Source organism: Caulobacter sp. SSI4214 (genome assembly GCF_012184455.1).
Lineage (GTDB): Bacteria > Pseudomonadota > Alphaproteobacteria > Caulobacterales > Caulobacteraceae > Caulobacter > Caulobacter vibrioides_E.
Map to the genome: position 1 here is coordinate 1 of NZ_SZWJ01000113.1, position 12,401 is coordinate 12,401.

Annotated in this window: 10 protein-coding genes and 3 pseudogenes; 8 read left to right on the top strand and 5 right to left on the bottom strand. The window is 66.0% G+C overall.

Features of this window, described 5'->3' with window-relative positions; all coding sequences use genetic code 11:
- Positions 1-292, bottom strand: a 292-nt coding sequence (locus FCU40_RS20720) for an ATP phosphoribosyltransferase regulatory subunit (protein WP_175582097.1), incomplete at its 3' end; no start/stop codon positions are given.
- Between the two features lie 4 nt (positions 293-296).
- Positions 297-1,787, bottom strand: coding sequence for a histidine--tRNA ligase (hisS, locus tag FCU40_RS20725; protein WP_168077553.1), 1,491 nt, complete (start codon positions 1,785-1,787; stop codon positions 297-299).
- Between the two features lie 319 nt (positions 1,788-2,106).
- Here hisS and FCU40_RS20730 point away from each other — a divergent pair, with 319 nt between their 5' ends.
- From FCU40_RS20730 to FCU40_RS23445, 4 genes and pseudogenes are all read left to right on the top strand, one after another.
- A complete protein-coding gene (locus tag FCU40_RS20730) occupies positions 2,107-3,600 on the top strand; it encodes an AIPR family protein (RefSeq protein ID WP_168077554.1) in 1,494 nt (497 codons plus the stop codon).
- Positions 3,573-4,646: pseudogene (locus FCU40_RS20735) on the top strand (IS630 family transposase); the annotation flags it as partial. The gene FCU40_RS20730 and the pseudogene FCU40_RS20735, both read left to right, overlap by 28 nt.
- A 432-nt stretch (positions 4,647-5,078) precedes the next feature.
- Positions 5,079-5,168, top strand: a pseudogene (locus tag FCU40_RS23440) (hypothetical protein); the annotation flags it as partial.
- A pseudogene (locus FCU40_RS23445) lies at positions 5,155-5,235 on the top strand (hypothetical protein); the annotation flags it as partial. The pseudogenes FCU40_RS23440 and FCU40_RS23445, both read left to right, overlap by 14 nt.
- A 6-nt stretch (positions 5,236-5,241) precedes the next feature.
- Here the strand turns inward: FCU40_RS23445 and FCU40_RS20740 are convergent.
- Positions 5,242-5,613: a hypothetical protein gene (locus tag FCU40_RS20740; protein ID WP_168077555.1), complete on the bottom strand. Its 372-nt coding sequence runs from the start codon at positions 5,611-5,613 to the stop codon at positions 5,242-5,244.
- Between the two features lie 808 nt (positions 5,614-6,421).
- Here FCU40_RS20740 and FCU40_RS20745 point away from each other — a divergent pair.
- Positions 6,422-6,706 (top strand): hypothetical protein, encoded by a 285-nt coding sequence (locus tag FCU40_RS20745; RefSeq protein WP_168077557.1) that lies wholly within the window; start codon positions 6,422-6,424, stop codon positions 6,704-6,706.
- A gap of 187 nt (positions 6,707-6,893) precedes the next feature.
- On the top strand, positions 6,894-8,948 hold the full coding sequence (locus FCU40_RS20750) for a TonB-dependent receptor (protein ID WP_168077566.1): 2,055 nt from the start codon (positions 6,894-6,896) through the stop codon (positions 8,946-8,948).
- A 12-nt stretch (positions 8,949-8,960) separates the two neighbouring features.
- Here FCU40_RS20750 and pgi read toward each other — a convergent pair whose 3' ends face one another.
- Entirely contained in the window at positions 8,961-10,580 is a 1,620-nt protein-coding gene (gene pgi, locus FCU40_RS20755) for a glucose-6-phosphate isomerase (protein ID WP_168077568.1), read from the bottom strand.
- Positions 10,581-10,687: 107 nt separating this feature from the next.
- Here pgi and FCU40_RS20760 point away from each other — a divergent pair, with 107 nt between their 5' ends.
- Positions 10,688-11,182, top strand: a complete 495-nt coding sequence (locus tag FCU40_RS20760; protein WP_168077571.1) for a hypothetical protein — start codon at positions 10,688-10,690, stop codon at positions 11,180-11,182.
- 100 nt (positions 11,183-11,282) lie between these two features.
- Complete coding sequence (locus FCU40_RS20765) at positions 11,283-12,008, top strand: DUF1353 domain-containing protein (RefSeq protein ID WP_004615833.1); 726 nt, start codon at positions 11,283-11,285, stop codon at positions 12,006-12,008.
- Between the two features lie 6 nt (positions 12,009-12,014).
- Here the strand turns inward: FCU40_RS20765 and FCU40_RS20770 are convergent.
- Positions 12,015-12,401, bottom strand: a 387-nt coding sequence (locus FCU40_RS20770; RefSeq protein ID WP_175582098.1) for a thioredoxin family protein, incomplete at its 5' end; no start/stop codon positions are given.

The window sequence follows — 12,401 nt, forward strand, 5'->3', positions numbered from 1 at the left end:
GCGGCGCGACGCGGAACGCCTTGCCCTCGTAGAAGCAGCGGCCCGGCTCGCCGGCCCCGTCGGCGAAGTGCTCGCGGGCCACGGCGACGGTGAAGTCCGGACGCAGGCAGGCCTCCTCGCCGCCGTCGCCGGACACCACGAACAGCCGCGACCGCATGGCCTCGCCGGCCAGGTCCAGCAGCAGCCCGAGGGGCTGCAAGACCGGCGCGTCGACCGGGGTCGCCCCGGCCGCCAGCAGCGGCGCGCGGATGGCGTCCAGCGCCGCCGCCGGAATGGAACGCTCGAGCCTCACGTCATCAGCCCCCGATGATCTTGCGGACGGCGGCGACCAGCTGGTCGCGCGGGATGGTCTGCTGGCCCGGGCGCTCGGCCTTCCAGGCGGCGTTGTCGGTCAGGCCCTCGGCGGCCTGCCGGCCGGCGTCCAGGTCCTTGATGGTCACGGTCCCGGCCGCGATCTCGTCGCCGCCCAGCATGACCACGGCCGGCGCGTTCCGGCGGTCGGCGTATTTCATCTGCGGCTTCATGCCCGAGGTCCCCAGATACACCTCGGCCGGAATGCCCGCCGCGCGCAGCTGTCCGACGACGGAGAAGTACTCCGGCATGTGCGCCTGGTCGAAGGCGATCACCACCACCGGCCCGCGCGCGACGCCGCCCGGCTCGCGGCCCGCCGCCCGCAGCGCCGCCGCCAGGCGCGACACCCCGAACGAGAAGCCCGTCGCCGGCGTCACCTGCCCCGTGAACCGCGCCACCAGGTCGTCATAGCGCCCGCCGCCGCCGATCGAGCCGAAGGTGACCTTGTTCCCCTTCTCGTCGGTGGTGCTGAGCAGCAGCTCGGCCTCGAACACCGCGCCGGTGTAGTATTCCAGCCCCCGGACGATCGACGGATCGATGAAGGCCTGGTCGTCGGCGATGCCGAGGCTGGTCAGGGCCGCGTCGATCCGCGACAGCTCCAGAAGGCCCTCGTCGCCCTCGGCCGAGCCGGCCACCACGCGGGCGATGTTGTCCAGGGTCGCCGAACGGCCGCCAGACGACCCCGCCTGGACGAAGTCCAGCACCTGGTCGACCGCCTTGCCCTTCAGCCCCGCGCCCTTGGTGAAGTCGCCGCTCTCGTCGAGGCGGCCTTCGCCCAGCAAGAGCCGCACGCCGTCGACGCCCAGGCGGTCCAGCTTGTCGACCGCGCGCAGCACGGCCAGCTTCTGGCCGGCGCTGTCGGCCCCGGCGGCGGTCAGCAGGCCGTTCAGCAGCTTGCGATTGTTGATCTTCAGCACCGCCGCCCCGCGCGGCAGGCCCGCCGCCTCCAGCCCCTCGACGGCCATGGCGATGATCTCGGCGTCGGCCTCCGGACGGGCCGAGCCCACCGTGTCGGCGTCGCACTGGATGAACTGGCGGAAGCGCCCCGGCCCCGGCTTCTCGTTGCGCCACACCGGCCCGAAGGCGTAGCGGCGGAACGGCTTGGGCAGGGTCTCCCAGTTCTGGGCCGCGAAGCGGGCCAGCGGCGCGGTCAGGTCGTAGCGCAGCGCCATCCACTGGTCATCGTCGTCCTGCAGCGCGAACACGCCCTCGTTGGGCCGGTCGCTGTCGGGCAGGAACTTGCCCAGAGCGTCGGCATATTCGAACGCCCCGGTGTCCAGCGCCTCGAAGCCGTAGCGCTCATAGACCGCCGACACCGCCTCCAGGATCGCCCGCTCGGCCCGCAGGTCGCGCGCGCGCTTGTCGGCGAAGCCGCGCGGGCTGCGCGCCTCGGGGCGGAAGTCTTGCGGGGTCGTATCGTTGGAGTCGGTGGTCATCGTCGGTCCTAAGGTCTTCTAGGCTTCGACGGATGGCGCTTGAGCCAAGCCCCATCCGCTAGGCGGGGCTCTGGCTGGGTCGCTCGGCTTAGAGCGCGCGGACCCGGCCGATCCCGCGAGGCGAGGTCGGATGGTGGTGGTGGCCGTGATGGTGCGGCGTGCGGGTCATTGCGGGGGCGGTGTAGCGGAGATGGGGCGTGGGGGGAAGGGGGGGAGGGAGCGAGACGCAACTCATAAGAAGGCTGTTCCGCCTTGACTACTAAACAGCCACAACTAACGATCGAGACAGCCACCCTTTGCTCGCTGCAGGAGACGCCGCGTGGATCCAATAACTAAGGCTCTGTTGGTCGAATTTGTAAAACAAAACGAGTTGGAAGATTTACCTGAAGATCAACAATTCGAACATTTTGCGACGTTTTCAGTTATCGCTTCGCGCTATGGAGAAGAATTTACGACATCCGACGTCGTCCTTGGAGGCGGTGGGGATCTTGGCATCGATGGCTGCGGCATCATTCTCAACGGAAGGCTGATAGAAGACGAGCAGGAGGTCGAGGATATCCTGAAGTTAAATGGATACCTTGAAGCGGAATTTATATTCGTCCAAGCTAAAAGAACGTCAGGATTCGACGGTGCCGCAATGATGGCGCTTGGTCAACATTTGCTTGGCGCAATTTTCACTAAATCGACGTCTCCGCCCATGAGCCCAGACCTAAAAAGACGGGTTGCGATTATAGATGAGATTTACAAGCACGCCGCCAAATTTAGAAAAAATCCTGAATGCCGAATATATTATGTGACTACCGGAACATGGACAAACGACCCATACCTCAAGACAATAGTTGGAAAGCAAATTGACGACTTAATGTCGACGAGCATGTTCTCCGAGGTCAGATACCAACCGAACGGCTCACAAGAATTACAAAATCTTTACAGAGCAACGAAATACACGATTAGCAGACAAATAAATTTCGATAGAATGGTGGTACTTCCAAATATTGAAAAGGTAAAGGCCGCCTATCTTGGCGCACTACCCGCATCTGAATTTATAAAGCTCGTTATAGACGATGACGACAATATAGTTAAGTCCGTATTTATTGACAATGTGCGGGATTTCCAGGGCGAAAATCCCGTAAATACCGACATGTCAGCAACATTGACCGGCGGATTACTGGATCAATTTGTTCTTAGAAATAACGGCGTCACGATTGTCTCTCGAGACCTATCCATTACAGGGCAGGCCTTTACCGTTAAAGACTACCAGATAGTCAACGGATGCCAGACAAGTCATGTGCTGTATGCGCATCGGAGCTCGCTGACAGACAATCTCTTTGTCCCCGTGAAGCTTATATACACCGACGACGAAGAGATAGCTCAAGAAGTAATTAAATCAAACAACAGACAGACACCCATTGACGAGAAAGATCTTCTAGCGCTTACAAAATTCCAGAAAGACCTCGAGACTTACTACTCTGGAACGCCCGACGACCGAAAGTTATATTACGAAAGAAGATCGAAGCAGTATGCGAGCCGTGCCGATATCGAACGAACAAGAATCATCCCCATCGGGATACAGCTCAAGGTCTTCGCCTCGATGTTCCTGGATGCGGCTCATCAGGCCGGCCGCTACCAAGCGACGCTTTTGAAGCAAGTTGGAGATAAGGTCTTCAAAGCCGGGCACCGACCGGAGGCCTATTACACAGCCGCTCTAGCATTCTATTGGATTGATGCTGACGTAAGAGTCCTTATTGGGATTCCCACGGCTTTTCGGCCGTGCGAGTCTAGGGGATGCGTAATGGCGTCACCGTCCACCTGAGCCCGACCGATCGCAAGCGCCTGCGGGCGATCATCGATGACCGCAACAGCCCGCAGAAGCATGTCTGGCGCGCCCAGATCGTGCTGGCCACGGCCGATGGCCTGGGCACGGTGGAGATCATGCGCACGGCCGGGGTCAGCAAGACGGCCGTCTGGCGTTGGCAGGAACGCTTCATGGCCGAGGGTGTCGAGGGCCTGCTGCGCGACAAGACCCGGCCGTCGCGGATACCCAAGCTGGCCGACGAGGTGGCCGATCGGATCGTCGCCCTGACCCTGGGCGAGCCGCCCGGCGAGACCACCCACTGGACCGGACGGGTCATGGCTCAGGTCGCCGGCGTCAGCCTGACCTCGGTCCAGCGCATCTGGAAGGCCCATGGCTTGGCGCCGCACCGTATTCGCACCTTCAAGCTATCCAACGACCCCAAGTTTGCCGCCAAGGTCCGCGACATCGTCGGCCTCTATGTCGACCCGCCGGCCCACGCCGTGGTGCTCAGCGTCGATGAGAAGTCGCAGATCCAGGCGCTTGACCGCACCCAGCCCGGTCTGCCGCTGAAGAAGGGCCGGGCCGGAACCATGACCCACGACTACAAACGCCACGGTACGACCACACTGTTCGCCGCTTTCGACGTTCTGGAAGGCAAGGTCATCGGCCGCTGCATGCAGCGCCACCGGCATCAGGAGTTCATCCGCTTTCTCAACGCCGTCGAGCGCGAAGTCCCGGCCGGCAAGGCCATCCACGCCATCCTCGACAACTATGCCACCCACAAGCACCCCAAGGTGATCGCCTGGCTGGGCCGCCATCCGCGATGGACGTTCCATTTCACGCCCACCTCGGCCAGTTGGCTCAATGCCGTCGAGGGCTTCTTCGCCATCCTCACCAAGCGCCGCCTCAAACGCGGCGCCTTCAAGGGCGTCGTCGATCTTCAGGCCGCCATCAACCGCTTCGTCGCCGACCACAACCAGCAGCCAAAGCCATTCGTCTGGACCGCCGACCCAGATAAAATCATCGCCGCCGCAGTTCGCGGGCACCAAGTGTTGGATTCAATCCACTATAGATTTGAGAGCTTGCTGCGCAGGGGTCACGGGGATACCTCCGATCTAAGATCGTTTAAGTTTCATTTTTTGCCCGCATTTCGACACAGATTCGAGAGTATAGACTTCCCAGGATTTGAGAGCAGGAAGATAAATTCTTGGTGCGATCCTTTGAATAAACTTTTGGCGGACTCTGACCAATCGCGACAAGCATTCGAAATATGCGCCGATATTATCCGCAGAGCTATCGCGGAACGCGACCTAAAAGCCGAGCGCGACACTGCTAAAGTCCAAACGCTCACTGAGGGTATCAGGTCACTCGCTGCCAAGGAGAACGACCGCAAGTCATCGGATAGCTAACCCTTACATCTCACGGCGAGACGATCGCTGGGCGGGCCCTTCCAATCACAAGCGCCGTCATCCCGCGCTTCATGCGCGGGACCCAGGGTTCAGCTTCCACGTGAGCGCGCGGGCGATCTCCGCCCGTGCGGCGGACGAATGGGTCCCGCGCATGAAGCGCGGGATGACGGCGGGGTTTGGTGGGCTTGGCGGTGGCCCCCTCCACCGCCGTTCGGCGGTTCCCCTCCCCCATCGGGGGAGGAGAGACGGCTCAAGCCCCCGCCGGCGGGGTGCGGACGTAGGCCAGGACGAACAGCGCCGCCAGCACGAGGTCGATCGTTCCGAACGCCAAGACCGGCGCGGCGACGCGGCCTTGCAGCCACAGCGCCCAGACCGGGACGCCGAAGGCCAGCTTCTCCAGCACCCCGGCCAGCATGGCCGGGCGCAGGCGGATCGGGTCGTGGGCGATGATCAGGAACAGCACCTGGGCGGCCAGGGCCGCGCCGATGAAGCCGTAGTAGTTCTCCGCGTGGGGAAGAACCCCGGCCGGACCGGCGACCTGTCGCTCCAGAACGTACATCGGCGCCAGCAGCAGGACCCCATAGATCCCGGCCAGGCGGAATATCCAGCGGGCCAGCCGCATCCTCGCCCCCTCCCCTCGGCCTTGTCCTTGGCCCAAGCTTAGGCGCCGAACACGGCGAGGCTCAAGGGACGGCGCGCGCGGCTTGGGGCGGCCACCTTCCCCGTGAGGGGAGAAGCGGCGTCAAGGGGATTGGCGCGCCGCTATCCTCGGAATTGGCGATCTCGAATCCCGCGAAATCAACGCCTTGTCGATTTTACACCCCCGCCAATCCTCGGCGTTCAGCGCCGCGCCATAATCCTAGCCATCCCCGTCGCGGGGGAGGGCGTTTGGATCCGGCCCAAAACGGCGGCGGGGCTAGGTTGAGCGGGGCCGTTGGCGGTTCCCGGCGCGGACCTCACGCCGCGTCGCTTCCTCTTCAGGGGCGCGCGCGGGTGACGGATCGGCCGGGGCCAAAACCACCAGCGGAGCGACAGGGCGGTGATCGTACAAGCCGCCTATCGTGGATCGTCGGGCTGGGTCCGGATGTAGCCGTCCCAGTTGGTCCGCGCCCGTCCGGGGGCTAGTGGGGACCCGAGCTGAAATACGCTCACGCCTCCCATCCTCACGGGCAAGAACAGCCTGGCGGAGCGGACTCGCGAGCCGAAACACAAAACCACTCACGGTCTCCGGGTTCGCCCGGCCGCTCCGTCGCCTCCCCACACGCCTTCAGCGGCTGGCCGCGTGAAGATGCTCCCCCGTGCCACGGGGGAGCTGTCGCGGAGCGACAGAGGGGGCCAGCGCGGCCTCCGCCCAGTTCGCCCCCTCCGGCCCTCCGGGCCACCTCCCCCGCAGCGCGGGGGAGGAGCTTTACCCCCGAACGGAGAAACCCATGCCCAAGTCCAAGCCGCCGCGCCGCAAGCGCACCCGCCACCCCGGCAGCCGCGAGCGCTCGATGCTGGATTTCTACGACCGGCTGGAACGCATCACCGACCGCGCCGAGCGCGAGGCCGAGGCCCTGGCCGACAAGGTCCCGCCCGAGGAGCTGGCCGCCATGCGAGCGACCTGCGCCGAGAACCGGCGGATCTTCGCCGAGGCGCGGGCCGCGATGCTGGCGCCCAGCCGCACGCCGGTGCTGGACCGCCTGGTCACCGAGGCCCGGCGGAGGGCGCGGTAAAGCGCCACTTATGACTTCGCGCCGCACAAGTCTATCCACAGGCCTTTGGAACGATTGTTCGTAATATCTCGTATAGAAACATGAACTCCATGTAATAATTGCGACGATTTAACCCACCTTTCTGGCTTTTAACTTGAGATGAACGACCCTGGCGTCCAGACCTCTCGTCAATTGAGGGGAAATACGAATGACCAGGACCCAGTTGCTGGCGACGGCGGCGGTATTCGTCGTCGCCGGCGCGGCGCTCGCCGGCCAAGCCACGGCCCAGACGACCACGCCCGCGCCCGCCCCGACGGCCGAGGCCGATCAGAGCGGAGTCCTGGTCTTCACGCCCGACTTCTTCGCCGCCAATCGTCCGAACACCGCCCAGGACATGGTCAACCGGATCCCCGGCTTCTCGATCAATGACGGGGCCCAGACGCGCGGCTTCGAGGGGGCGGTCGGCAATGTGCTGATCAACGGCAACCGCCCGGCCTCGAAGAACGACACCGGCTCCAACGTGCTGTCGCGCACCCCGGCCAGCCAGGTCGAGCGGATCGAGCTGGTGCGCGGCGGGGCGGCCGGCATCGACATGCAGGGCTATGCGATGGTGGCCAACGTCATCCTGAAGAAGGGCGTCAACACCCAGCAGATCCTGACCTGGAACGCTCAGATCTTCGACGGCGGCCACGACGTCTATGGCGGCAGCTATCAGTTCACGGCCAATAACGGCGACCACAGCTGGGGCGTGCTGCTCAGCGACGGCACCAGCAGCAGCGACAGCAACGGTACGGGCCGCACCGTGCGCCGCGACGCGGCCGGCAACCTGCTGCGCGACACGGCCTATTCAAACGACGGCTGGGGCGGCAGCAATTCGATCCGCCTCAACTATTCGGGTCCGTTCGCGGGCGGCAAGCTGGAGGCCACGGCCCGCTACGGCATCCACGACTGGCAGGAATGGCAGCAGGACGTCTCGGCGACCAGCTTCAACCGCACGGCCTATTCGGAAGACACCAAGTTCGGCGAGGTCGGCCTGACCTATATCCGCCCGCTGGCCCCGACCTGGACGCTGGAGACCCGGGCGATCCACAGCTTCGACACCTTCCGCAACGCCTCGACCGGCGCCGAGCGCGAGGACGGCGTGGCCAGCCCGTTCCAGAAGTTCACCTCCAAGGGCGACGACGGCGAGACCATCCTGCGGACCCTGGTGCGCAACGAGCGCTCGCCGGACCTGACGCTGGAGGGCGGCGGCGAGGTCGCCTACAACATGCTCGACACCAAGCAGGCCTATACCGAGGACGGCGTCGACGTGCCCCTGCCCTCGGCCTCGGTCAAGGTCGAGGAGCTGCGCGGCGAGGCCTTCGCCAAGGCCGTCTGGCGGATCGGTCCGAAGCTGAACCTGGAAAGCCAGGTGCGCCTCGAGACCTCGACCATCAAGCAGTCGGGCGACGCCAGCGCCAAGAAGAGCTTCTTCTACGCCAAGCCGCGCGTGCTGCTGACCTGGACGCCCTCGCCAGCCAGCCAGGTGCGCGTGCGGTTCGAGCGCGAGCTGGGCCAGCTGGACTTCAACGACTTCGCGGCCTCGGCCTCGCTGAGCAACGGCCAGGTCTATGGCGGCAATGTCGACCTGCGGCCCGAGCAGCGCTGGATCTCGGAAGTGGGCTACGAGCGCCGGTTCTGGGGCCAGGGCGTGGTCTCGGTGACCTATCGCCACGACGAGATCATCGGCGTGATCGACCGCCTGCCGCTGCCGGGCGGCCTAGCGGCGACGGGCAATATCGGCGACGGCACGCTGGACAAGCTGTCGGTCAATATCGTGGTCCCGACCGACAAGCTGGGCGTGGGCGGCGGCCGGATCACCTTCAAGAACGACTGGAACGACAGCCACGTCACCGATCCGACCACGGGGCGCAAGCGCCCGATCTCGCGGGTGCGGCCGACCCAGGCCGACATCGGCTTCCAGCAGGACCTGCCGCGCTGGAAGACCCAGTGGGGCTTCGACGTGATCCCGCTGCTGGGCCAGGGCACCTACGATCCGGACCAGACCTACAAGTGGCGGGGCACGGGCTATTACTCGGCCTTCGCCGAGTACAAGCCGACCCCCAGCCTGGCGATCCGCGCCCAGATCAATGTCTGGAACGACTTCCGCCAGCGCTATGTCGTCTATGCCGACCGCACCCCGGCCCGGCCGGTGTCCTTTGTCGAGGACCGCGAGATCAACCCCCGCACCTTCTGGACCCTGCGGGTGCGCAAGACGTTTTAGGGGCGCTCCGACCTAGGTCCTCAGCCGCTGGATCAGCGCCGAGGTCGACGGGTCGTGCTGGCCGCTCGCGCCGCTTTCGAGTTCGGGCAGGATGCGGTTGGCCATCACCTTGCCCAGCTCGACGCCCCACTGGTCGAAGCTGTTGATCCCCCAGATCACGCCCTCGACGAAGGTCTTGTGCTCGTAGAGGGCGATCAGGGCGCCGAAGGTCTGGGGCGTCAGGCGGTCCAGCACCACCAGGGTCGACGGGCGGTTGCCGGCGAAGGTCCGCTGCGGCGCCAGGGTCGCGATCTCGGCGTCCGGAACGCCCTTGGCCTTCAGCTCGGCGACGACGTCCTCGGTCGTGCGGCCGACCATGAAGGCCTCGGCCTGGGCCAGCAGGTTCGACAGCAGTTTCTCGTGCATCCCGGCCGGCCCTTCGTCGGACTTGGCGACGCCGATCAGCTCCATCGGGGTGACGTCCGTCCCCTGGTGCATGCACTGGAAATAGGCGTGCTGGACGTTGGTGCCCTCGTCGCCGAACACGACGGTCGCCGTGCCGCGCTTGACCGGCTGGCCGTCTGGGCCGACCGACTTGCCGTTGCTCTCCATTTCCAGCTGCTGCAGGAACGCGGCCAGGCGGCGCAGGCGGTGCGAGTACGGCACGACCGAGCGGGCCCGGCGGTCCAGGCCGTTGCGGTTGAAGATCTGGGCCAGGGCCAGCAGGATCGGCGCGTTCTTGCCCAGTGGCGCGGACTGGAAGTGGGCGTCCATCGCCGCGCCGCCGTCCAGGAAGCCTTGGAACACGTCCCAGCCGCAGGCCACGGCCACCGACAGGCTGACCGACGACCACAGCGAATAGCGGCCGCCGACCCAGTCCCAGAAGCCGAACACCCGCTCGTCCGGCACGCCGAAGGCCGAGGTCTTGTCCAGCGCCGTCGAGATGGCGGCCAGATGCTGGTTCGCGCCCTGCTCGCCCAGCGCGGCGACCAGCCAGGCGCGGGCCGCGCCGGCGTTGGCAATGGTCTCCTGCGTCGTGAAGGTCTTGGAGACCACCATGACCAGGGTCTCCTCGGGATCGAGATCGGCCGTGGTCAGGGCGAACTCGGCGCCGTCGACATTGGCCACGAAGCGAAGGTCGATGGTCGGCTTGATCGGACGCAGGGCGTCCCACAGAAGGCGCGGCCCAAGGTCGCTGCCGCCGATGCCGATATGCAAAATGGCCTTGAACGGCTTGCCGGTCGCGCCCCGGATCTCGCCGGCGCGGACGGCCTCGGCGAAGGCCTTCATCCGTTGGCGGACGCTCTCGACCTCGGCCATGACCGGCTGGCCCAGCGCCTTGACGTCGGCGCCGGCGGGCGCGCGCAGCGCCGTGTGCAGGACCGCGCGCCCCTCGGAGCCGTTGATCGCCTCGCCGCCGAACATCCGGGTCCGGGCGCCCTCGACGTCCGCCGCGTGGGCCAGATCGAGCGCCGCCTCCAGGCCGGCCTCGTCCCACGCCTGCTTGGAGAGGTCCAGGTGCAGGCCGGCGACGTCCAGGGTCAGGGCCTCCAGCCGCTCCGGCTCGGCGTCGAAGAACTCGACGATGCGCTTTTGGCCCGCGGCCTTGGCGGCGGCTTCCAGGCGAGTCCAGGCGATGTCGAGATCGGCCATGCGCGGCATCCTCAAGTTTGGTAAATCGGCGTTTACGCCAAGCGGCTTATCAAACGCCCGCCGCCGCGTCATGGCGGACCAATGACGTTTTTTTGCCGGAGTCCGCCATGTCCTGCGACGCCGTCGCCGTTTCCGCCCTGCTGTGGTTCGCCGCTTACAGCCCCGGCCAGGCCGCCGGCCCCGCGCCCGCCGTGCAGCAGCAGCCCGCCGCCCCGGCCTCGGTGGCCGGAGAGCCGCTGTTCCAGGACATCGTCAAGCGCGCCCGGCAGCTGAAGGCCGAGGCGGAAAGCTACCGCAAGACCCTGGCCGGCGCCGACACGGCCGCCACGGCCAAGCCGCTGAAAGGCTTCGACGCCTTCTCCGGCAAGATCGGCGAGCTCTCCAGCCTGGACATGAAGGGTCACCTGACCTTGAAGGCGCGGGGCGCGGTCGATGACCTGAAGTGCATCCTGCGTGGCATCAGCCAGGATCTGCCCGAGAAACTGACCGCCGTCGGCGCGGCCAAGACCATCAAGGACCAGGACCTGGCCCTGCGCGACATGGTCTATCTGCTGAACGACAATATCGAGGTCATCACCGCGCCGCCCCAGCCCGCGGCCTAATCGCCGCTGGCCCCAGAATCGCCGCAACGGGCGCGCTTAAGGGGTCGGCTAGTCGACCAACCCTTGCAAGGCCGCCCGTCTGGGCCCTAATCGCCACGCCATGTCCTCGAAGATCCGCTCCGGCCTGACCCTCGCCGCGCTCGCCCTGACCCTCGCCGCCTGCACGACCGAGAAGAGCACCACCGTCTATGTGCCGGTGACCGCGCCGACGCCGCCCAGCTCGCTGACGCCGCAGCCGATCATGCTGTTCAACCAGACCAAGGACGGCCGGAAACTGTTCACCCTCGACGCCGAGTTCCCCTACTGCGATGTCGAGACCGGCAAGGTGATCGTGGTGCCGCGCTGGTACGTCACCGACTTCGCCAGCGTGCCCTGGTACGGCCAGGCCGTGGTCGACCCCCAGGGTCCGACCGCCCGCGCGGCGATCATCCATGACTGGCTCTACACGATCGGCGAGCCCGGCAAGCGCGAGGAAGCCGACCAGATCTTCCTGCGGGCCATGCTGCGCTACGGCGTTTCGCCGTTCCAGGCCAACATCGCCTATCAGGCCGTCCGCATCGGCGGCGAGCGCGGCTATGGCCTGCCCAGCGACTGGCGCTTCGTCGACCCGACCCGCCAGGGCGTTTCCCAGCCGCCGCCCTTCCCCAAGCCCCGCACCGGCATGGTCAAGTTCCTGCCGCGCTGCCAGGGCTTCGGCGCCCTGATCGCCAGCGGCTGGCGCGCCTATCCGCTGCCTGTCCCGGTGATCAACGCGCCGCCGCCGGTCACCACGACCCGCACCCCGATCGACAAGGTCCGGGAGCGGCTGCCCTTCGGCAAGAAGTAGGGCGCTTTAACGCCCCGCCTTGTCGATCGCGTCGACGACCAGGCCCTCGGTCAGCAGCTGCGGCAGGATGACCGGCGCGCCGCCCGCCTTGGGATAGACCACGTACAGCGGCACCCCGACCCGGCCGAATTCCGCCAGAGCCTTGGCGATGGTCGGATCCCGATTGGTCCAGTCGGCTTTCAAGTAGACCGCGTTCTTGGCCTTGAAGGCGTCCGCGACCTTGGCGCCGGACAGGGCGACCTTCTCATTGACCTGGCACGTGACGCACCAGGCGGCCGTGAAGTCGACCAGCACCGGACGCCCCTCGGCCTGAAGGGCCTTCACCTTCTCCGGCGACCAGGCCTCGGCGACCAGGCCGGGGCCGGCGACGGGCGCTTGGGATGTGGCCGCGGC